Origin of the sequence: Microbacterium sp. MYb66 (genome assembly GCF_002979435.1) — a bacterium.
Taxonomy (GTDB): domain Bacteria; phylum Actinomycetota; class Actinomycetes; order Actinomycetales; family Microbacteriaceae; genus Microbacterium.
The window spans coordinates 1-18,544 of record NZ_PCOV01000010.1 but is presented as its reverse complement, the minus strand read 5'-3'; the positions used below and the strand labels follow the sequence as shown (position 1 = coordinate 18,544).

General features: G+C 70.1%; 15 protein-coding genes. 5 read left to right on the top strand and 10 right to left on the bottom strand.

Going from position 1 to position 18,544, the window contains the following annotated elements; translation table 11 throughout:
* Positions 1 to 3: 3 nt before the first annotated feature.
* Positions 4 to 1,554 (bottom strand): PucR family transcriptional regulator ligand-binding domain-containing protein, encoded by a 1,551-nt coding sequence (locus tag CQ045_RS16175; protein WP_105725570.1) that lies wholly within the window; start codon positions 1,552 to 1,554, stop codon positions 4 to 6.
* Between the two features lie 102 nt (positions 1,555 to 1,656).
* Here CQ045_RS16175 and CQ045_RS16170 point away from each other — a divergent pair, with 102 nt between their 5' ends.
* Entirely contained in the window at positions 1,657 to 3,141 is a 1,485-nt protein-coding gene (locus CQ045_RS16170) for a CoA-acylating methylmalonate-semialdehyde dehydrogenase (RefSeq protein WP_105725717.1), read from the top strand.
* A 14-nt stretch (positions 3,142 to 3,155) separates the two neighbouring features.
* On the top strand, positions 3,156 to 4,544 hold the full coding sequence (locus CQ045_RS16165; RefSeq protein ID WP_105725568.1) for an aspartate aminotransferase family protein: 1,389 nt from the start codon (positions 3,156 to 3,158) through the stop codon (positions 4,542 to 4,544).
* Positions 4,545 to 4,616: 72 nt separating this feature from the next.
* On the opposite strand, the gene CQ045_RS16160 is transcribed toward CQ045_RS16165, so the two are convergent.
* The 6 genes from CQ045_RS16160 to CQ045_RS16135 form a co-directional block, all read right to left on the bottom strand.
* Positions 4,617 to 6,278, bottom strand: coding sequence for an amidohydrolase (locus CQ045_RS16160; protein WP_374955032.1), 1,662 nt, complete (start codon positions 6,276 to 6,278; stop codon positions 4,617 to 4,619).
* A gap of 2 nt (positions 6,279 to 6,280) precedes the next feature.
* Complete coding sequence (locus tag CQ045_RS16155) at positions 6,281 to 7,156, bottom strand: ABC transporter permease (RefSeq protein ID WP_219844442.1); 876 nt, start codon at positions 7,154 to 7,156, stop codon at positions 6,281 to 6,283.
* Positions 7,153 to 8,037, bottom strand: a complete 885-nt coding sequence (locus CQ045_RS16150; RefSeq protein ID WP_105725565.1) for an ABC transporter permease — start codon at positions 8,035 to 8,037, stop codon at positions 7,153 to 7,155. Before CQ045_RS16150 ends, CQ045_RS16155 begins: the two co-directional genes overlap by 4 nt.
* Complete coding sequence (locus CQ045_RS16145) at positions 8,030 to 9,208, bottom strand: spermidine/putrescine ABC transporter substrate-binding protein (RefSeq protein ID WP_105725563.1); 1,179 nt, start codon at positions 9,206 to 9,208, stop codon at positions 8,030 to 8,032. Before CQ045_RS16145 ends, CQ045_RS16150 begins: the two co-directional genes overlap by 8 nt.
* Positions 9,205 to 10,365, bottom strand: a complete 1,161-nt coding sequence (locus CQ045_RS16140) for an ABC transporter ATP-binding protein (RefSeq protein WP_105725561.1) — start codon at positions 10,363 to 10,365, stop codon at positions 9,205 to 9,207. Before CQ045_RS16140 ends, CQ045_RS16145 begins: the two co-directional genes overlap by 4 nt.
* A 159-nt stretch (positions 10,366 to 10,524) precedes the next feature.
* Positions 10,525 to 10,797: a metal-sensitive transcriptional regulator gene (locus tag CQ045_RS16135; protein WP_105725559.1), complete on the bottom strand. Its 273-nt coding sequence runs from the start codon at positions 10,795 to 10,797 to the stop codon at positions 10,525 to 10,527.
* Positions 10,798 to 10,902: 105 nt separating this feature from the next.
* Between CQ045_RS16135 and CQ045_RS16130 the strand changes: the two genes are divergently transcribed.
* Together CQ045_RS16130 and CQ045_RS16125 are read left to right on the top strand one after the other, a co-directional pair.
* A complete protein-coding gene (locus CQ045_RS16130) occupies positions 10,903 to 12,180 on the top strand; it encodes a DUF445 domain-containing protein (RefSeq protein WP_105725557.1) in 1,278 nt (425 codons plus the stop codon).
* Between the two features lies 1 nt (position 12,181).
* Complete coding sequence (locus CQ045_RS16125; RefSeq protein ID WP_105725555.1) at positions 12,182 to 13,099, top strand: arginase family protein; 918 nt, start codon at positions 12,182 to 12,184, stop codon at positions 13,097 to 13,099.
* A gap of 16 nt (positions 13,100 to 13,115) precedes the next feature.
* Here the strand turns inward: CQ045_RS16125 and hutI are convergent, their stop codons facing one another.
* The 3 genes from hutI to hutH form a co-directional block, all read right to left on the bottom strand.
* On the bottom strand, positions 13,116 to 14,276 hold the full coding sequence (hutI, locus tag CQ045_RS16120) for an imidazolonepropionase (protein WP_105725553.1): 1,161 nt from the start codon (positions 14,274 to 14,276) through the stop codon (positions 13,116 to 13,118).
* Between the two features lie 64 nt (positions 14,277 to 14,340).
* The gene (hutU, locus tag CQ045_RS16115; protein WP_181156610.1) at positions 14,341 to 16,035 is read right to left on the bottom strand and encodes a urocanate hydratase; all 1,695 of its coding nucleotides are present in this window, start codon (positions 16,033 to 16,035) and stop codon (positions 14,341 to 14,343) included.
* Entirely contained in the window at positions 16,028 to 17,569 is a 1,542-nt protein-coding gene (hutH, locus tag CQ045_RS16110) for a histidine ammonia-lyase (protein WP_105725551.1), read from the bottom strand. The genes hutU and hutH overlap by 8 nt, the downstream gene beginning before the upstream one ends.
* A 52-nt stretch (positions 17,570 to 17,621) precedes the next feature.
* Between hutH and CQ045_RS16105 the strand changes: the two genes are divergently transcribed.
* Positions 17,622 to 18,395, top strand: a complete 774-nt coding sequence (locus CQ045_RS16105; protein WP_374955031.1) for an IclR family transcriptional regulator — start codon at positions 17,622 to 17,624, stop codon at positions 18,393 to 18,395.
* The last annotated feature ends 149 nt before the right edge of the window (positions 18,396 to 18,544 follow it).

The window sequence follows — 18,544 nt, the reverse complement described above, 5'->3', positions numbered from 1 at the left end:
CCGTCACCGGGTGGGCACCGCGCTCCGTCGACGCGCGAGCAGCGCGAGGTGGAGTGCGGCGAGCGTCTCCCCGTCATCGAGGTCGGCGTCGAGCAGGTCCGAGATCAGCGTGAGGCGCTGGTAGAACACCGAACGCGACAGGTGGCTGGCCGCGGCCGCGGCCGACCGGTTGCCGGGGTGAGCCACGAGCGCGGCGAGCACATCGAGGAGGTCACCGCGACGCTCCCGGTCGTATCGGGCGAGCGGTGCCAGCATCCGCTCGCTGTGCGCGTGCAGGCGGTGGTCATCGCGCAGCGACGACACCAGCCTTTCGAGGGGGCGGTCGTCGACTCGCCGCACCCGCGGTCCGCCCGCGTCGCCGATCCCCTCCGCCAGGTCGACAGCCGCGCCGACGGATGCGAGGAGTTCGAGGACGCCTTCCGCCGCCGGGCCGAGGAACGCCGTGCGGCCGGCCCCGGCGATGCCGGCGACGACCTCGTCAGAGAGCGTGTCCGCTCGGGCGGTCGACAGCAGCGCGACGTCGGCGGCGCCGATGCGACCGGAGATCGCGGCGACGCCGCGGTCGCGCGCTCGATCCACGATGCCGTCGATCGTGCCGTCGCCGCCGAGGACCAGGCCGTACACGTACCGGCCCGCAACCGGGAATCCCCCGGCCTGCAGCCGAGCGGTGATGTCGTCGACGCTCGCGAACCGAGCGCCGAGCAGGTCGTCGATCACTCCGCGCTGGGCGAGCAGTGTCCATTCGGCGTCGCCGCCGTCGGCGAGACAGCCGAAGGCGAGCGCCGTCGCCCCCTGCTCGAGCACGGTGACCCGCCCGGCCGGGTGCGCAGGACCCGCGAGGGCCATCAGGCTTCCCCAGCGCACCCCGCGGGCCTGCACCGGCACCTCGTCGCGGGTCGCGCCGTCGCGCCGCTCGGCCAGCACACCCGCCACCGGCCTCCGCAGCCCCTCCACCGCGATCAGCTCTCCGGCCAGGTTCTCCAGCACGACGGGCGCACCGAGGACCCGCGCGGTCTCCGCGACGACGACGTCTGCCGGCGCCCCGCGCAGGCTGAGGGCCGTGAACAGCTCGTGGAGGCGCTGCCTCTCCCGCAGCGCATCCGTCTGCGCGGCGATCAATGCACGGTGCACCGCCTCGGTGACCGCGACGAACTTGACCTCCCGGGTGAGGGCGACGAGGGCGAGATCGACCTCGTGGCACACCTCGGCGACGGCATCCGGAATCCGGGGGTGCTGCTCCCCCAGTTCGATGACGACGCCCGCCACGCCGGCATCGTGAAGGCCGCGTATCAGCTCTCGCAACGCGTCGGGGTCGTCCGGCCACCCGGCGCCGGTCGTGAGCAGGAGCTCACCGCCGTCGAGCAGACGGGCGACCCCCGCGCTGTCGGACACGTGCGCCCAGCGCACCTCGCCGCGCAGTGCCGCCCCGCCCACGATCACCTCCGGATCGCCGGCTCGCAGCGACGGCATCTCGATCACATCGGCGACCGTGAGGAGCGCATCCGGAACCGGACGATCTGTCCGATTCCTGTCGAAGTCCTGACGTTCTGACATCACGCGCCGCCCGTCCGCTCTGTGATCATTGAGGAGTATCAGCGTAGCGAACACTCAGTCAGTGTGTTCGATGACGCAATCTTCAGCAGTCGGAGGAACATCGTGGACATCGTCCGTCACGTCATCAACGGTGCGGAGACCGCCGAAGCGGCCCGCACCGGTCAGGTCTTCGACCCCGCCACGGGGCAGGTGTCGAAGCAGGTCGCCTTCGCCTCGACCGCCGAGGTCGACGCCGCGATCGCCGCGGCCGCGGCCGCCCTCCCCGCCTGGCGCGAGACGAGCCTGATCAAGCGCGCCGACGTCTTCTTCCGCCTGCGCCAACTGCTCAAGGAGCGCACCCCCGAGCTCGCCGCGATCGTCACCTCCGAGCACGGCAAGGTGCTCTCGGACGCGGCCGGCGAGGTGTCGCGCGGCATCGAGAACGTCGAGTTCGCGGCCGGACTCGTGCACCTGCTCAAGGGCGAGCGCAGCGAGCAGGTGTCCCGCGGCGTCGACGTGCATTCGGTCAAACAGCCCGTGGGCGTCGTCGCCGCGATCACGCCGTTCAACTTCCCGGTCATGGTACCCCTGTGGATGGTGGCCTCGGCGATCGCCTGTGGCAACACGGTCGTGCTCAAGCCGAGCGAGAAGGATCCGTCGGCATCCGTGTGGCTCGCGAAGCTCTTCCAGGAGGCGGGGCTGCCGGACGGCGTGCTCAACGTCGTCAACGGCGACAAGGAGGCCGTCGACGCGCTCCTGGAGTCACCGCGGGTGAACGCCGTCAGCTTCGTCGGCTCCACCCCCATCGCCCGCTCGATCTACCAGCGGGCGTCCGCGGCGGGCAAGCGGGTGCAGGCGCTCGGCGGCGCGAAGAACCACATGGTCGTGATGCCCGACGCCGACATCGATGCGGCCGCCGACGCCGCGGTCTCCGCCGCCTACGGCTCCGCCGGCGAGCGCTGCATGGCCGTCTCGGTGCTGGTCGCGGTGGGCGACATCGCCGACGACCTCGTCACGGCCATCGCCGACCGCATCGGCGGCCTCACGATCGGCGCGGGAACGGATGCCGCAAGCGAGATGGGGCCGCTCATCACCCGCGAGCACCGCGACAAGGTCGCCTCGTACGTGACGGGGGCAGCGGCCGAGGGCGCGAGCGTCGTCGTCGACGGCACGCGGAAGGAGTTCGACTCCGAGGGCTTCTTCCTCGGAGTCAGCCTGATCGATCGGGTCGCCCCCGGAATGAAGGTCTACGACGACGAGATCTTCGGCCCGGTGCTGTCGGTCGTGCGCGTCGAGACCTACGCCGACGCGGTGGCTCTCGTGAACGCGAACGCCTACGGCAACGGCACCGCGATCTTCACGCGCGACGGCGGCACGGCGCGGCAGTACGAGTTCGACATCGAGGTCGGCATGGTCGGCGTCAACGTGCCGATCCCGGTGCCGATCGGCGCATACTCGTTCGGCGGCTGGAAGGACTCGCTGTTCGGCGATTCACACATCTACGGCCCCGAGTCCGTGCACTTCTACACGCGCTCCAAGGTCGTCACGACCCGCTGGCCCGACCACACCCCCTCCCAGATCGACCTGGGCTTCCCGAGCAACCACTGACAGGAGCGACGACGATGACGAACTTCACCGACCGGCACGGCGACCCGCACCCGCTCCCCGCCCCCGAGGCCGAGGCGCAGGTGCGCGCGGACGACCGCGCGCACGTGTTCCACTCCTGGAGCGCGCAGGGCCTGATCGATCCGCTGCCCGTCGCGGCGGGCGACGGATCCACGTTCTGGGACTATCAGGGCAACGCGTACCTCGACTTCTCCAGCCAGCTCGTGAACCTGAACCTGGGGCACCAGCATCCGGACCTCGTGGCCGCCATCCAGCAGCAGGCGGGTCGCCTGGCCACCATCCAGCCGTCGATCGCGAACGACGTGCGCGGCGAGCTCGCGCGTCTGATCGCCGAGGTCGCACCGGAGGGCCTGGAGAAGGTCTTCTTCACCAACGGCGGCGCCGAGGCGAACGAGTATGCGGTGCGCATGGCCCGCCAGTTCACCGGCCGACGCAAGGTGCTGTCGATGTACCGCAGCTACCACGGCTCCACCTCGACCGCGATCTCGCTCACGGGCGACCCGCGCCGCTGGGCGAACGACACCGTCGACTCCGGTGCCGTGCGCTTCTTCGGGCCGTACCTGTACCGCTCGCCGTTCCACGCCGAGACGCCCGAGCAGGAGTCCGAGCGGGCGCTCGCGCACCTGGAGCAGACGATCCAGCTCGAGGGGCCGCAGACCATCGCGGCGATCATCATCGAGACGGTCGTCGGAACCAACGGAGTGCTGGTGCCGCCGCCCGGCTACCTGCAGGGTGTGCGCGAACTGTGCGACCGCTACGGCATCGTGTACATCGCCGACGAGGTCATGGTGGGCTTCGGCCGGCTCGGCGAGTGGTTCGGCATCGACGCGTTCGACGCGCGGCCCGACCTGATCACCTTCGCGAAGGGCGTGAACTCGGGGTACGTGCCGCTGGGCGGCGTGGTGATCTCCGAGCGCATCGCGAGCGCCTTCGACACGATGCCGTTCGCCGGCGGACTGACCTACTCCGGGCACCCGCTCGCCTGCGCTGCGGGTGTCGCGACGTTCGAGGTGTTCCGACGCGACGGCATCCTGGAGCGCGTGCGCGACCTGGGCGAGCGCATCGTCGAGCCGACGGTGCGCGGCTGGGCGGAGAAGCACCCGAGCGTCGGTGACGTGCGCGGCCTCGGACTGTTCTGGGCGATCGAGCTGGTGCGCGACCGAGAGACGCGCGAGCCGCTCGTGCCGTTCAACGCATCCGGTCCGGATGCCGCCCCCATGGGCGCCTTCGCCGCGGCCGCCAAGAAGGCCGGGGTCTGGCCGTTCACGCACTTCAACCGCATGCACGTGGCTCCGCCGCTGGTGATCAGCGAAGAAGACCTGGTGCGCGGACTCGGCGTGCTCGACGACGCGCTCTCCGTGGCCGACGAGGCTGCCGCGAGCTGACACGAGCACAGGCACGAAACCCCGGCGACGCGATGTCGTCGGGGTTTCGTGCGTTCGGGGTCGTTCCGCGGCTCACTCCGCAGCGTCGTACACCCGTTGTCCCTCGACCCAGGTGCCGCGCACTTCGGTCAGCCCGATCTCCTCCGCCGGATGCTCGAAGGGATCGCGGTCGAGCAGGGCGAAGTCGGCCCGCATCCCGACGGCGATCGTGCCGGTGTCGTCGAGGTGGTTCACTCGCGCCGAGCCCGCGGTGTACGCGACGAGCGCGGTGGCGAGATCGATCGACTGCTCCGGGAGGAAGGGCTCGTAGTCACCCTCCCACTCCGTCGGAGCAGACCGGCGATTCACGGCGACATGGATCGCGGCGAGCGGGTTGGGCGTGCTCACGGACCAGTCGCTCCCCGCGGCGAGCGCGGCGCCGGAGCGCAGCAGGTCGCCGAACGGATACTGCCAGGCGCTGCGCGTCGTCCCGAGGAACGGGATGGTGAGGTCGACCATCTGCGGCTCCAGCGTCGCCCACAGCATCTGCATGTTCGCGGTGACGTCGAGAGCGCGGAACCGCGGGATGTCGTCGGGGTGCACGACCTGGATGTGGGAGATGTGGTGCCGGTTCCCGCGTGGCCCGTTGTGTCGGAGCGCGGCCTCGACGGCATCCAGGCATTCCCGCACCGCACGGTCGCCGATCGCGTGGAAGTGCAGTGTGAACCCGAGGGAGTCGAGCCGGGTCGCCGCCTCTTTGAGCAGCTCGGGTTCGACGAACGAGATGCCGGAGTCCTCGCGCGGATGGCCGTGCCCGTCGCAGTACGGCTCGAGCATCGCGGCGGTGAAGTTCTCGGCGACGCCGTCCTGCATGATCTTCACGCTGCGGGCGCGGAATCGTCCGGCCGTACTCTCGTCCCGGCGGCGCACGATGTCGTCGATCTGCTCCAGGCCCCGTGAACGGTCCCACCACAGCGAGCCCACGACCCGTCCGGTGAGTGCGCCGGATGCGGCCGCGGTCAGGTAGGCCGGGAGCGGATCGCCCGCATCGCCGTATTCCGTGCCGACGATCGCGTCCTGCCAGCCCGTCACGCCGTAGGAGTGCAGGTACCGCTGGCCCTGCAGAAGTGCCTCGACCAGCCGCTCGGGTTGCTCCGGCGGGAGGAGGCTGTTGACCAGCCCCATGGCGCCCTCGTGCAGCGTGCCGCTCGGAGCCCCGGTCGCATCGCGCTCGATCCGACCGTCGACGGGGTCCGCGGTGTCGCGCGTGATGCCGGCGAGGGCGAGCGCCCGGGAGTTGACCCACGCGCCGTGTCCGTCCCGGTTGGGGAGGAAAGCCGGGCGGTCGGGCAGCACGGTGTCGAGGTCCGCGGCGGTCGGTGTGCCGCCCGGGAATGCCGACATCTGCCAGCCACCGCCGAGGATCCACTCGTCGTCCGGATGCTCGCCCGCATACCGGGCGATCCGGTCGAGGTACTCCTCGCGGGTCGCCAGCGCCGACAGGTCGCACCGCAGCATGTCGAGCCCGCCCCACACCGGATGCACATGGGCGTCCTGGAAGCCGGGCACCAGCAGCCCGCCCGCCAGGTCGACGACCTCGGTGTCCGGGCCGATCAACGCCGAGACGTCGTGCCCGACCGCACTGATGCGGCCGTCGGTCACCGCCACGGCATGCGCGGTGGAGCGTGCGGCATCTGCGAGGAACACCCGCCCGCCCCGCGCACCGCCGGTGAAGACCAGGTCTGCGTATCCCACGCTCATCCTCCTGCCATCGTGCGGGCGATCTCGGTCGCCGAGTCCCCGGCCCTCTTGAGCACCACGGCCACCAGGGCGAGGGCGAGCAGCGTGAGCACGAGCATGATCGTCGACACCGCGGCGATCTCCGGACGCAGGCCGCTGCGCAGCGCGCTGAGCACGTACACCGGCCAGGGCGTCGTGCCCGAGACCTGCACGAATGCCGACACGACCGTGTTGTCGAGGCTCAGGGTGAACGAGAGCAGGAACCCGGCGAGCACGGCCGGCATCGCGAGCGGGAGCGTGACCTTGAGGAAGGTGCGCGCGGGAGGTGCATAGAGGTCGGCCGAGGCCTCTTCCAGGCGAGAGTCCAGTCCCACCAGACGCGCCCGCACGATGTACGACACGATCGCGATGGAGAACAGCGACTGCCCGACCACGAGCCTCATCGTGCCGTCGTTGAAGATTCCGATCCCGGCATCCTGTCCGAGGAAGACCAGCCACGGCAGCAGCGCGACGGCATCCACGATCTCCGGCGTGACCGAGACGAGGAGCAGCAGTCCGAGGAACCACCACACCCACTTCCCGGGGTTGCGGGCCATCGCGATGCCCGCGAGCGTGCCGAGCACCGTCGCGAGCAGCGCGGCGAGCAGACCGGTGCGGACCGACACGAGCACGGCGTCTCGGATCGCCGGCCTGTTCACGATCGCGAGGAACGAGTCGAACCCGAAGTGGTCCCACGACACCAGCAGCCGCCCGACGTTGAAGGAGTAGACGATGATCACGAGGATCGGCAGGAACAGGAAGAGGAACACCAGCCCCGCCCAGATCGGGAGCAGGAAGCGTCCGCCCCCTCGGCGCACGCGCGGCGCCGGTGCAGTGGTCTTCGTGTCGGTCATGATCCCTCCCCCAGGACGAGTCGGTTGCGTTGCCTCAGCGGTAGCGTCACGAGCCAGAGGAGTCCTGCCGCCACCGCGATCGAGAGCATGATGACGATGATCAGCAGCACGGCCATCGCGGAGCCGAGTGCCCAGTTCTGCGCGGTCTGGAACTGGCTCGCCACCACCTGCCCGATCATGTTCCCCTTCGCGCCGCCCAGGACGGTGGCGGTGATGTAGTCGCCCATGAGCGGGATGTAGACGAGGAGCACTCCGGCGATGATGCCCGGCCGCGCCAGCGGCACGGTCACTCGGAGGAAGGTCGTCACGCTGTTCGCGCCGAGGTCCTTGCTGGCCTCCCGCAGCGGCCCCGACACCCGGTCGAACGCGACGAAGAGCGGCAGGATCATCAGCGGCAGATAGTTGTAGACGACGCCGAGCAGCACCGCGCCGCGCGAATAGAGGAGGTCGAGAGGGCCGGGGATGACCCCGATGCCCTGCAGCAGCTGCGACAGCCAGCCTTCCGGCGCGAGGATCACCTGCCAGCCGATCGTGCGGACGAGGAAGTTCGTCCAGAACGGCACCATCACGAGTGCGAGCAGCAGTCCGCGCTTCGAGGGCGGCGCCTTCACCGCGATCCAGTAGGCGACGGGGCCGCCGATCACCAGGCACAGCAGCGTGCCGAGGATGCCGATCCACAGGGTGTTCAGGAACGTGCTGAAGAAGGTGGGCGACAGCGCCTCGAGGTAGCGGTCGAACGACAGATGATCGAGTGCGTGCGTGGCGAAGATGCTCGGCTTGTAGCCGAAGCTGAACACCACGACCATCCCGATCGGCGCGACGAAGAAGATGATCAGCCACACCCAGGCGGGGATCGCGAGACCGAACTTGAGCTTAGGCACCGGCGGCCGCCTTCATCGAGTTCCAGATGGCGACCACGCGGTCCTGCGCATCCGTCAGCTTGCCCTCGTGCATCGTGGCCACCTGCTCCTCGTCGAAGAACACCATGTCGAGCCGCTCCAGTCCTGCCGCCTCCGCCTCCTCGCGGATGCCGGAGATGCCGGTGTCGTAGCCGATGTAGTCGACCTGGGCGAGCTGCACGTCCGGCTGCAGCACGAAGTCGATGAACGCGTGCGCGGCCTCGGGGTGCGGTGCACCGGCGGCGATCGCCCAGTTGTCCATCCACAGTTCCGTCGCCGGACTCCCCAGCACCCACTGCCAGCGATCCGGATCGTCGGATTCGAAGATGCCCAGCCGCGCGTCGCCGTTGTACGACTGCAGGAGCGCATGGGAGGCCTGCGGGATCGACGAGCCGCCGGGGTAGGAGTCGAACGCCGAGACATGCGGAGCCAGGTCCTTCACCAGGAACCTCTCGACCGCGTCGAGGTCGTCGGGGTCGGTGGTCGTCCAGTCGATGCCGTTCGCCCAGAAGTAGATGCCGAGGAGCGGTGCAGGGTCGTCGAGCACCGAGGTCGAACCGGACGCCTCGTTCTGCGCGGCGTCGATGAAGTCGTTCCACGTCGTCAGTTCGCGGGAGATGACGCGCTTGTCGTACACGAACCCGGTGGTCCCCCAGGCCTTGCAGACCGAGTACTCGTTGCCGGGATCCCAGGAGCGTCCGCGGAACTCCGGCGCCACGTGCTTCATGTTCGGCAGCAGATCGAGGTTGAACTTCTGCAGGAGCCCGTTCTCGGCCATCGGCCCGACGAACACCCCGGTCGGCACCACGATGTCGTAGCCGGAGGTGCCGCGCGCCGCGACCAGCTTGGCGATGAGCTCCTCGTTCGAGTTGAAGGCGTCGAGCACGATGCGCGGTCCGCTCTCGGCGGTGAACTGCTCGAGCACCTCGGGGGCGTCGTAGTCGCCCCAGCTGTAGATCGAGAGCTTGTCCTCGAGCGGACCTCCCTCGGCGTGCACCGCCGCGGCGTTCTTCCCCGGTGCGCACGCGCTGAGCACGACGGCGCCGCCCGCCAGGATCGCGGTGGCGAGGAAGCCGCGCCGGGTCAGCTCGGTGCGGATCACCCGCGCGGCGCTCCGGTGCGCGAGCACGCGCACCGGAGACCTCCCCGTCACAGGCTGCCGTCCTTGGGCAGGGTGATCACGTGGGTCGCGGTGGTCGGGATACCCTCGGCGGCGAACAGTCGCGCATCCGCCGGGCTCCAGACGCACCGGACCTCGTCGTCGACGCCCACCGGTGGCGCGGACGGTGCGGGCATCCGCGAGAGGAACGTGGCGTCCTCCCCGATGCGGACCGCGACCTGCAGCGTCTCGCCGAGATGCGAGACGCCGAGCACCCGTCCCCGGACCCCCGCGCCGTCGCCCTGTTCCAGCCGGACGTACTCCGGCCGGATCGCGGCGACCGCAGGCTGACCGGGTGCGACCCGCTCGCCGCCCCAACGCCCGGAGATCGTGCCGATCGCGGTGTCGACCGCGTCACCCTCCGCACGCACCGTGCCGTGCACGAAGTTCTGCTGCCCGATGAACGAGGCGACGTACGCCGACGCGGGCTCGGCGTAGATCGCTGCCGGCGCATCGAGCTGCTCGATCCGCCCCGCGCGCATCACCGCGATCCGATCGCTCATCGACAGGGCCTCGGCCTGATCGTGCGTGACGAAGACGAAGGTCGTGCCGAGCCTGGCCTGCAGCAGCTTCAGCTCGAGCTGCATCTCCTCGCGCAGCTGCCGGTCCAGCGCCGCCAGAGGTTCGTCGAGCAGGAGCACGCCGGGTCGGTTGATGAGCGCCCGCGACAGGGCGATGCGCTGCTGCTGACCGCCGGAGAGCTGGGTCGGCTTGCGATCCGCGAACGCGCGCAGCTGCACCATGTCGAGAGCCTCGCTCACGCGCTCTCGCTGCTCGGCCTTCGGGACCCGCCGCTGCTGCAGTCCGTATGCGACGTTCTCGGCGACCGTGAGGTGCGGGAACAGCGCATAGGCCTGGAAGACGGTGTTGACCTCGCGCCGGTAGGGCGGGAGGTTCAAGACGCTGCGCCCGGAGATGAGGATGTCCCCGGCATCCGGGTACTCGAAGCCCGCGATCATGCGGAGGGTGGTGGTCTTCCCACATCCGGAAGGGCCGAGGAGGGAGAGGAACTCCCCTGGTTGCACGTCGAGACTCAGGTCGTCGACCGCCGTGGCGCTGCCGTACCGCTTGGTCACGCCGTCGATGCGGACGGCACCGGGGGCGGTGGGTGTGTCGAGCGTCGCCGTCGACGTTCGGGTGGTGTCGGGCATGGAGCCTCCCCATTGAGATTCGCTTGCCGCGAGTCTGTCACAGGAAGGGCGTCAGGTATAGCGAAATCGGAAGTCCCTCGATCGATTCGCGACGATATCCGTTGCGAATCCGGAAATGCACGACCGATTGGCGCTGATTGGTTCAGGAAGCCGGAGCCGCTACTTGCGGTCGAAGTCGAATGCCTTGAGCAGTTCCACGACGGCCTTCTCACGCTCTTCGCCGCCCGCCTCGAACATGTGCGTGACGTGCGTCTGCAGATGGTTCTCCAGCAGCAGCCTGTTGAGGGACTCCAACGAACGCTGGATCGCGCGGGACTGCGTGATGATGTCCATGCAGTACTCCTCGTTCTCGATCATCCGCGCGACACCGCGCATCTGACCCTCGAGGATGCTGGTGCGGTGCAGAGCACGCTTCTTTATGTCTTCGATCACGTCTCGAGGGTACTCGCCCCGCCGGCCGTCGGGCTGTCTGAGCGCCGAGACAGCGCCCATCGCGCCGTCGGGTCCGACCGGGCGGCAGCGTGAAAGGATGACGTCATGCCGCGAACACCGATGACGCAGCTCTCGCCCGCCGACCAGGAGCGCCTCCGCGCGCTCCGACGCATGAAGGCCGTCGCCCTCGGAGCGCTGGTGTTCATGGCCGTCGTGTTCGTGTTCGCCTTCGCCTTCCAGGAGCGGGTCGGCTGGTTGAGCTACGTCCGCGCGGCGGCCGAGGGCGGCATGGTGGGTGCACTCGCAGACTGGTTCGCGGTGACTGCGCTCTTCCGCCACCCCCTCGGGCTGCCCATCCCGCACACCGCGATCATCCCGAGCCGCAAGGACGAGATCGGGCGCACGCTCGGCGAGTTCGTCGAGACGAACTTCCTCGAGGCGGAAGTCGTGCGCACCAAACTGTCGACCACGCACATCGCGCTGCGCGCGGGCGAGTGGCTGCGCGAGGCCCCTCACGCCGAGCGCGTCGGCGCGGAAGGCGCGACCATCGCGACCGCCATCCTCAACGCGCTGAGTGACGACGACGTCCGCGATCTCATCACAGACCTCGCCCGCGAGCACCTGGTGACGCCGGAATGGGGTCCGCCCGCCGGCGCCTGGCTCGAGAAGATCGTCGAGGCCGATGCGCACCACGGTGCCGTCGACCTCGCTGTGGACAGCATCGGTCGATGGCTCGACGCGAACGCCGAGTCGTTCACCGGGCTCGTCTCGCGGCGTCTCCCGGGCTGGGTGCCGAAGCTGGCCCATCGCTTCGTCGACGACACCGTGTACCACGAGGCGGTCAAGTTCGTCCGTGCGGTGCAGGCCGACCCCCGGCATCCGGCGCGGATCGCGATCGACGGGTACCTCGGTCGGCTCGCCGACAGTCTGCAGAACGACCCGGCGACGCGCGCGAAGCTCGAGAACGCGAAGGCCTCACTGTTCGACAGCCCTCGGGTCGGAGCTCTCGCCGCGGAGGCGTGGAACACCGCGAAGAACGGTCTGCTCACCGCCCTCGCCGATCCCGAGAGCGGTCTGCGCCGCCGCGCCGTGCAGGCCTTGCAGGAGGTCGGCGAACGCCTGACGACGGATGCCGCGCTGCAGCATCGGGTGGACACCTGGGTGTCCGACGCGGCGGTCTTCCTCGTCGACCGCTACCGCCACGACATCGCCTCGATCATCACCGACACCGTCGAGCGCTGGGACCCGGTCGAGACCACCGAGAAGATCGAGCTCATGGTCGGCCGCGACCTGCAGTACATCCGTCTGAACGGCACCTTCGTCGGAGCGCTGGCGGGTCTCGCCATCTTCTCCATCGCCCACGCCCTGATCCCCGGAGTCTGACATGCCGCTCTCCCATGACCCGCTCTGGCCGCGCGCCGGCGCCTGGCCCGCCTTCCTCGGTGCGGCGGATGCCGTGCTGCTGGGCGTGCCGACCTGGCGCACCTCGCTCTCCCCGACGGGGGCGCACGCGACGCCGGCGGCCATCCGCGAAGCTCTCCCCCGCTACGGGACGACGCTGATGGGCGCGCCCGCGCTCGATCTGAACGAACGGCTGCGGATCGCGGATGCCGGTGATGTGACAGACCCCGACGGCGCGACCGGCGAGGCGAGGGTCATCGCCCGGGTGCACGAGCTCGCCGAGGCGACGGGGCTCGTGATCGCTCTCGGTGGCGACAACTCGCTGACCTACCCGGTGGCGCTCGGCGCCCGGGCCACGGGGCTGATCACCTTCGATGCGCACTTCGACCTGCGCGACGGGGTCTCGAACGGCACGCCCGTGCGCCGCCTCGTCGAAGACGTCCCCGCCGCGTCGACGCTGAGCACCAGCCGGATCGACCCGACGCGGATCGTGCAGATCGGCATCGCCGACTTCGCGAACTCCGCCGCCTATGCGCAGCGCGCAGCCGACTGGGGAATCCGCGTCATCACGCTCGACGACGTGCGCCGCCGCGGTATCGACGATGTGGTCGCGGAGTCCCTCGAGATCGCGGGTGCCGGGGCGGATCCGCGCATCCACCTCGACATCGACGTCGACGTCTGCGATCGCTCCGTCGCGCCCGGCTGCCCGGCGAGCGTCCCCGGCGGCCTCCAGGCGTGGGAGCTGCGAGCCCTCACGCGCGCCGTGGCGACGGATGCACGCGTGGTGAGCGCCGATCTCGCAGAGGTCGACGCGACGGCCGACGCCGACGATGCTCGTACGATCCGGCTCGCAGCGCTCTGCGTGCTGGAGCTGCTCGCCGGCCTGGCGCTCCGGCACTGAGACGCAGAGGGTCGGGTCAGACCGAGGCGCCGTCCTTCCAGACGGCCCGGACGAGAGGCACACCCGGCCGGTAGGCGAGGTGGATGCGGGTCGGTGCGTCCAACAGCACGAGGTCGGCACGCGCGCCGGGGGCGATCACACCGACGTCGTCGCGGCGCAGCGCCCTGGCACCGCCGGCGGTGGCCGCCCACACCGCCTCGGCGGGAGTCATCCCCATGTCGCGCACCGCGACGGCGATGCAGAACGGCATCGACGACGTGAAGCTCGAACCCGGGTTCGTGTCGCACGCGAGGGCCACCGTGACGCCCGCGTCGAGGAGCCGGCGCGCGTCGGGATACGGCTGCCGGGTCGAGAACTCGACACCGGGCAGGAGGGTCAGCACGGTGTCGGAGCCGGCGAGCGCATCGATGTCGGCCTCCGTCAGATATGTGCCGTGGTCGATGGATGCCGCACCCAGCTCGACCGCCAGGTGTACGCCCTCTCCGGGCCCGAGCTGGCTGGCATGCACGCGCGGTGCGAGTCCACGCGCGATCCCCGCCTCCAGGACCCGGCGCGATTGCGGCACCGTGAACGCCCCGGTCTCGCAGAAGACGTCGATCCACTTCGCGTGCGGGACGCAGGCGTCGAGCATCGGTCCCACGACGAGATCGACGTACTCGTCCGGCCGATCGGCGTACTCGGCGGGCACGACGTGCGCGCCGAGGAACGTCACCTCCGGGGTGACCTCGGCGGCGAGTCGAAGAAGGCGTTCCTCGTCGGCGACGCTCAGCCCGTAGCCGCTCTTGATCTCGACGGTCGTGGTCCCCTGCGCGAGCATCTCGTCGAGGAACCCCCGCAGACGCGCGCGCAACTCGTCGTCCGTCGCCGCTCGGGTGGCCGCGACGGTGGAGCGGATGCCCCCGGCGGCGTACTTCTGTCCTGCCATGCGCGCCTCGAACTCGGCAGCGCGGTCGCCGGCGAAGACGAGATGGCTGTGGCTGTCGACGAACCCGGGGATCACGGCTCGACCGGCGGCATCGACCACTTCGTCCGCGCTCGGCGCGCCCTCGGTTGTGCCGACCCAGGCGATCAGCTCGCCCTCGATCAGCACGGCGGCATCGTTCATGGTCCCGCAGGGGTCATCGCCGACCGCGACGTTGGTCGTCAGTTCGGCGATGTTCGTGATCAGAGTGCGCATCGGCATCCTTCCGCGGGGTGGACCGGTGCCGAGGGGATCGCGCCACGGCACCGGTTCGAGTGTGTCAGAGCATCGGCACCGTGAGGCCGCGATCGCGGGCGACCTGGCGCGCGTGCTCGTAGCCGGCATCCACGTGGCGCATGACGCCGGTGCCGGGGTCGTTCGTCAGTACGCGCTCCAGCTTCTCCGCCGCGAGCGCGCTGCCGTCGGCGACGCTGACCTGACCGGCGTGGATCGAGCGGCCGATGCCGACGCCGCCACCGTGGTGCAGGGACACCCAGGAGGCTCCGGATGCCGTGTTCAGCAGAGCGTTCAGCAGCGGCCAGTCGGCGATCGCATCGGAGCCGTCCTTCATCGCCTCGGTCTCGCGGTACGGCGACGCGACCGAGCCCGAGTCGAGGTGATCGCGGCCGATCACGATCGGCGCCGACAGCTCGCCCGAGGCGACCATCTCGTTGAACTTGAGGCCGGCGAGGTGCCGCTCCTTGTAGCCGAGCCAGCAGATCCGGGCGGGCAGCCCCTCGAAGTGCACCTTCTCCCCCGCCTTCTGCAGCCACCGGTGCAGCGCGGCATCCTCGGGGAACAGCTCGGCGATCGCTCGATCGGTCTTGCGGATGTCCTCGGCGTCTCCGGAGAGCGCGGCCCAGCGGAACGGCCCCCGGCCCTCCTCGAACTGCGGGCGGATGTACGCCGGCACGAACCCGGGGAACTCGAACGCTCGGGCGAAGCCGCCCAGCTGCGCCTCGGCACGGATCGAGTTGCCGTAGTCGAACACCGCCGCACCCGCATCCTGGAACGCCACCATCGCCGCGACGTGCGCGGCCATCGACTCGCGCGCGCGTCGGGTGAACTCCTCGGCGTCGCACTCGGCCTCGGCCTTCCAGTCCGCGACGGCGACGCCGAGCGGGAGGTAGGCGAGCGGGTCGTGGGCGCTGGTCTGGTCGGTCACGATGTCGATCGGCACGCCGCGGCGCAGCAGCTCGGGGAACACCTCGGCCGCGTTGCCGACCACGCCGACGGAGCGAGCCTCGCCGGCATCCTTCGCGGCGACGACTCTGGCCACCGCGGCATCGAGGTCGGTCGTGTACTCGTCGAGGTAGCCGTGCTCCACGCGTCGGGCGAGACGGGACTCGTCGACGTCGACGATCAGCACCGCCCCGTCGTTCATGGTCACGGCGAGCGGCTGGGCGCCCCCCATCCCGCCGGCACCGCCGGTGAGGGTGAGCGTCCCCCGCAGCGAGTCACGTCCGAGCGAGCGGGCGACGGCGGCGAACGTCTCGTACGTGCCCTGCAGGATGCCCTGCGTGCCGATGTAGATCCACGACCCCGCGGTCATCTGCCCGTACATGATGAGTCCGAGCTCTTCGAGACGACGGAACTCCGGCCAGTTCGCCCAGTCGCCGACCAGGTTGGAGTTGGCGATGAGGACCCGTGGCGCCCACTCGTGTGTTCGGAAGACGCCGACCGGCTTGCCGGACTGCACCAGCAGGGTCTCATCCGGTTCGAGCTCGTCGAGTGTCCGGACGATCGCGTCGTACGCCTCCCAGCTCCGCGCGGCCTTTCCGGTACCGCCGTAGACCACCAGGTCTTCGGGGTGCTCGGCGACCTCGGGGTCGAGGTTGTTCATCAGCATGCGCTTGGCGGCTTCAGCGCCCCAGCTCTTGGCGGTGCGCTGATTACCGCGGACGGCACGGACGACGCGGGGTCCGGACACGGGAGCGGCGGATGCCGTGGTGTCGGATGCGGTGGACTCAGCCATGAGTGTGCTCCTTTGCGATGCGGGCGACGTCGCCCGACTGGACGAGTGCGGTGACGGCTTCCATCTCCGGAGAGAGGAAACGGTCGGGGCCGGGGCCTTCGGCGACCGTGCGGACGAGGTCGCGCACTGCTCCGGTCGCCGGTCCCGGCTGCAGCGGGGCACGCAGGTCGAGCGCACGGGCACCGGTGAGGATCTCGATCGCGAGAACGCGTCCGAGTCCGTCGATCGCGCGACGCAGCTTGCGCGCAGCCGCCCATCCCATCGAGACGTGGTCCTCCTGCATGGCGGAAGAGGGGATCGAGTCGACGGAGGCCGGCACCGCGAGCCGCTTGAGCTCGGAGACGATCCCGGCGGCGGCATACTGCGCGATCATGAGGCCCGAGTCGACCCCGACCTCATCGGCGAGGAAGGGCGGGAGCCCGTGGCTGCGGGCCGGGTCCAGGGCCCGGTCCGTGCGGCGCTCGGAGACCGACGCGACATCGGCGACCGAGATCGCGAGGAAATCGAGGACGGCGGCCACCGGAGCCCCGTGGAAGTTGCCGTTGGATTCGATGCGCCCGTCCCGCGTGATGACGGGGTTGTCGATGACGCTGGCGAGTTCCCGGCCGGCGATCAAAGCGCCGTGGGCGAGCGTATCGCGCGCGGCGCCGTGCACCTGGGGCGAGCAGCGCAGCGAGTAGGCATCCTGCACGCGGCCGTCGTCCGGGCCCTTGTGGCTGGCGACCATCGGGGAGTCCGCGAGGAACGCGCGCAGGTTTCCCGCGGACTCCGCCTGGCCCATCTGGGCGCGGAGCGCCATCAGGTCGGCCGCGAACACGGCGTCGGTCCCGAGCTGGGACTCCACGGACATCGCGGCGGCGAGATCGGCGGTGAGCAGCAGGGACTCGAGGTCATGTAGCGCCAGCACCAGCATCCCGAGCATGCCGTCGGTCCCGTTGATGAGCGCGAGGCCCTCCTTCTCGACGAGGGTGAGCGGCTCGATACCCGCGGCGGCGAGGGCTTCGGAGGCGGGGACCAATGTGCCGGATGCATCGCGCACGTTACCTTCTCCCATGGCCGCGAGGGCGATGTGTGCGAGGGGAGCGAGGTCTCCGGAGCAGCCGAGCGAGCCGTACTCGCGCACGACGGGAGTGATCCCGGAGTTCAGCAATGCTGCGTAGGTCTCGACGACGATCGGGCGGACGCCCGTGCGTCCGGAGGCGAGGGTCTGCAGACGAAGGAGCTGGAGGCCGCGGACCACCTCGCGCTCGACCTCGGCCCCGGTACCCGCGGCATGCGAGCGGATCAGGCTGGCCTGCAGCTGGAGGCGCCGGTCGGGGGCGATGAACGTGGTCGCGAGCGCACCGAACCCGGTGGAGACACCGTAGTGCGGGTGCGGGTCCGCGGCGAGACCGTCGATCACGCGGCGGGTTTCCGCGACGCGGGCGAGGGCATCTGCATCGATCAGCACCGGGGCATCGTGACGGACGACGGCGACGACATCAGCGGGAGACAGCGGGGCGGCACCGACGACCACGGGGACAGGAACAGTCATGACTCGATTCCACACCCGACAGCGTGCCGCCGACACCCGATCATGACATGCTTTGTCTGTGATCCCAGACAAAGGCACAGCAGCCCAGGTCCCCGCCGCCGAGAACACCCTGCGCATCCTGAGCTACCTCGCCGGCCGCCCTGCACCGGTCGCCGCCTCTGCGATCGCCCGCGAACTCGAATTGCCCAGGTCCACGGTGTACCACCTGCTCACCACGCTCGCCGCGTACGGATTCGTGCTGCACCTTCGGGAGGAGCGGAGATGGGGACTCGGCACGTCGGCATTCGAACTGGCTGGAGGCTATGCCCGCCAGCAGCCACTCGCCCGCCGGGGCCGCCCCCTCGTCGCCGCACTGTCGGACCGACTGGGGGAAAGCGCACATCTGGCGGTGATGAGTGGTGGGGACGTGCTGTACATCGTGGAGGAGCGAGCGCCGCGACGGCCCGCCCTCGTGACGGATGTCGGTGTTCGCCTGCCTGCGCACCTGACCGCGTCCGGCCGCGCGATGCTGGCCGCGCTTCCCCGCGAGCAGGTGCGGGCGTTGTACCCCGATGCCTCGGTCTTCCCCGACCGCACAGGTCTGGGTCCGCGAACACCGCGCGAACTGCGGGAGCTGCTGCGTGAGGTCAGGGCTCGCGGGTATGCCACGGAGAACAGCGAGATCGCCGAGGGGCTGCGCAGCGTCGGCGTCGCCGTCCGGGATCACACCGGCTGGCCGATGGCAGCTGTGGCCGTGACGTGGGCGCGTGAAGACCTGGAAGAGGAGGCGCTGGCTGAGGCGGTCCGCGAGTGCGCGGAGATCCTCGAGTCACGGCTCAAGCGCTGAGCGGCGCCTGCGCTCGAGCACGTACGTGTGTTAACGCAAAAGAGCCACCCAGCATTGGGTGGCTCTTTTGTTTAAAAGGAGTCCGGCGGTGTCCTACTCTCCCACAGGGTCCCCCCTGCAGTACCATCGGCGCTGTGAGGCTTAGCTTC

Excerpts from the sequence above, each read along its gene's own strand:
- CQ045_RS16175 (WP_105725570.1), bottom strand. The coding sequence starts at position 1,554 with ATGTCAGAACGTCAGGACTTCGACAGGAATCGGACAGATCGTCCGGTT.
- CQ045_RS16165 (WP_105725568.1), top strand. The coding sequence starts at position 3,156 with ATGACGAACTTCACCGACCGGCACGGCGACCCGCACCCGCTCCCCGCC.
- CQ045_RS16155 (WP_219844442.1), bottom strand. The coding sequence starts at position 7,156 with ATGACCGACACGAAGACCACTGCACCGGCGCCGCGCGTGCGCCGAGGG.
- CQ045_RS16140 (WP_105725561.1), bottom strand. The coding sequence starts at position 10,365 with ATGCCCGACACCACCCGAACGTCGACGGCGACGCTCGACACACCCACC.
- CQ045_RS16130 (WP_105725557.1), top strand. The coding sequence starts at position 10,903 with ATGCCGCGAACACCGATGACGCAGCTCTCGCCCGCCGACCAGGAGCGC.
- CQ045_RS16125 (WP_105725555.1), top strand. The coding sequence starts at position 12,182 with ATGCCGCTCTCCCATGACCCGCTCTGGCCGCGCGCCGGCGCCTGGCCC.
- hutI (WP_105725553.1), bottom strand. The coding sequence starts at position 14,276 with ATGCGCACTCTGATCACGAACATCGCCGAACTGACGACCAACGTCGCG.
- hutU (WP_181156610.1), bottom strand. The coding sequence starts at position 16,035 with ATGGCTGAGTCCACCGCATCCGACACCACGGCATCCGCCGCTCCCGTG.
- hutH (WP_105725551.1), bottom strand. The coding sequence starts at position 17,569 with ATGACTGTTCCTGTCCCCGTGGTCGTCGGTGCCGCCCCGCTGTCTCCC.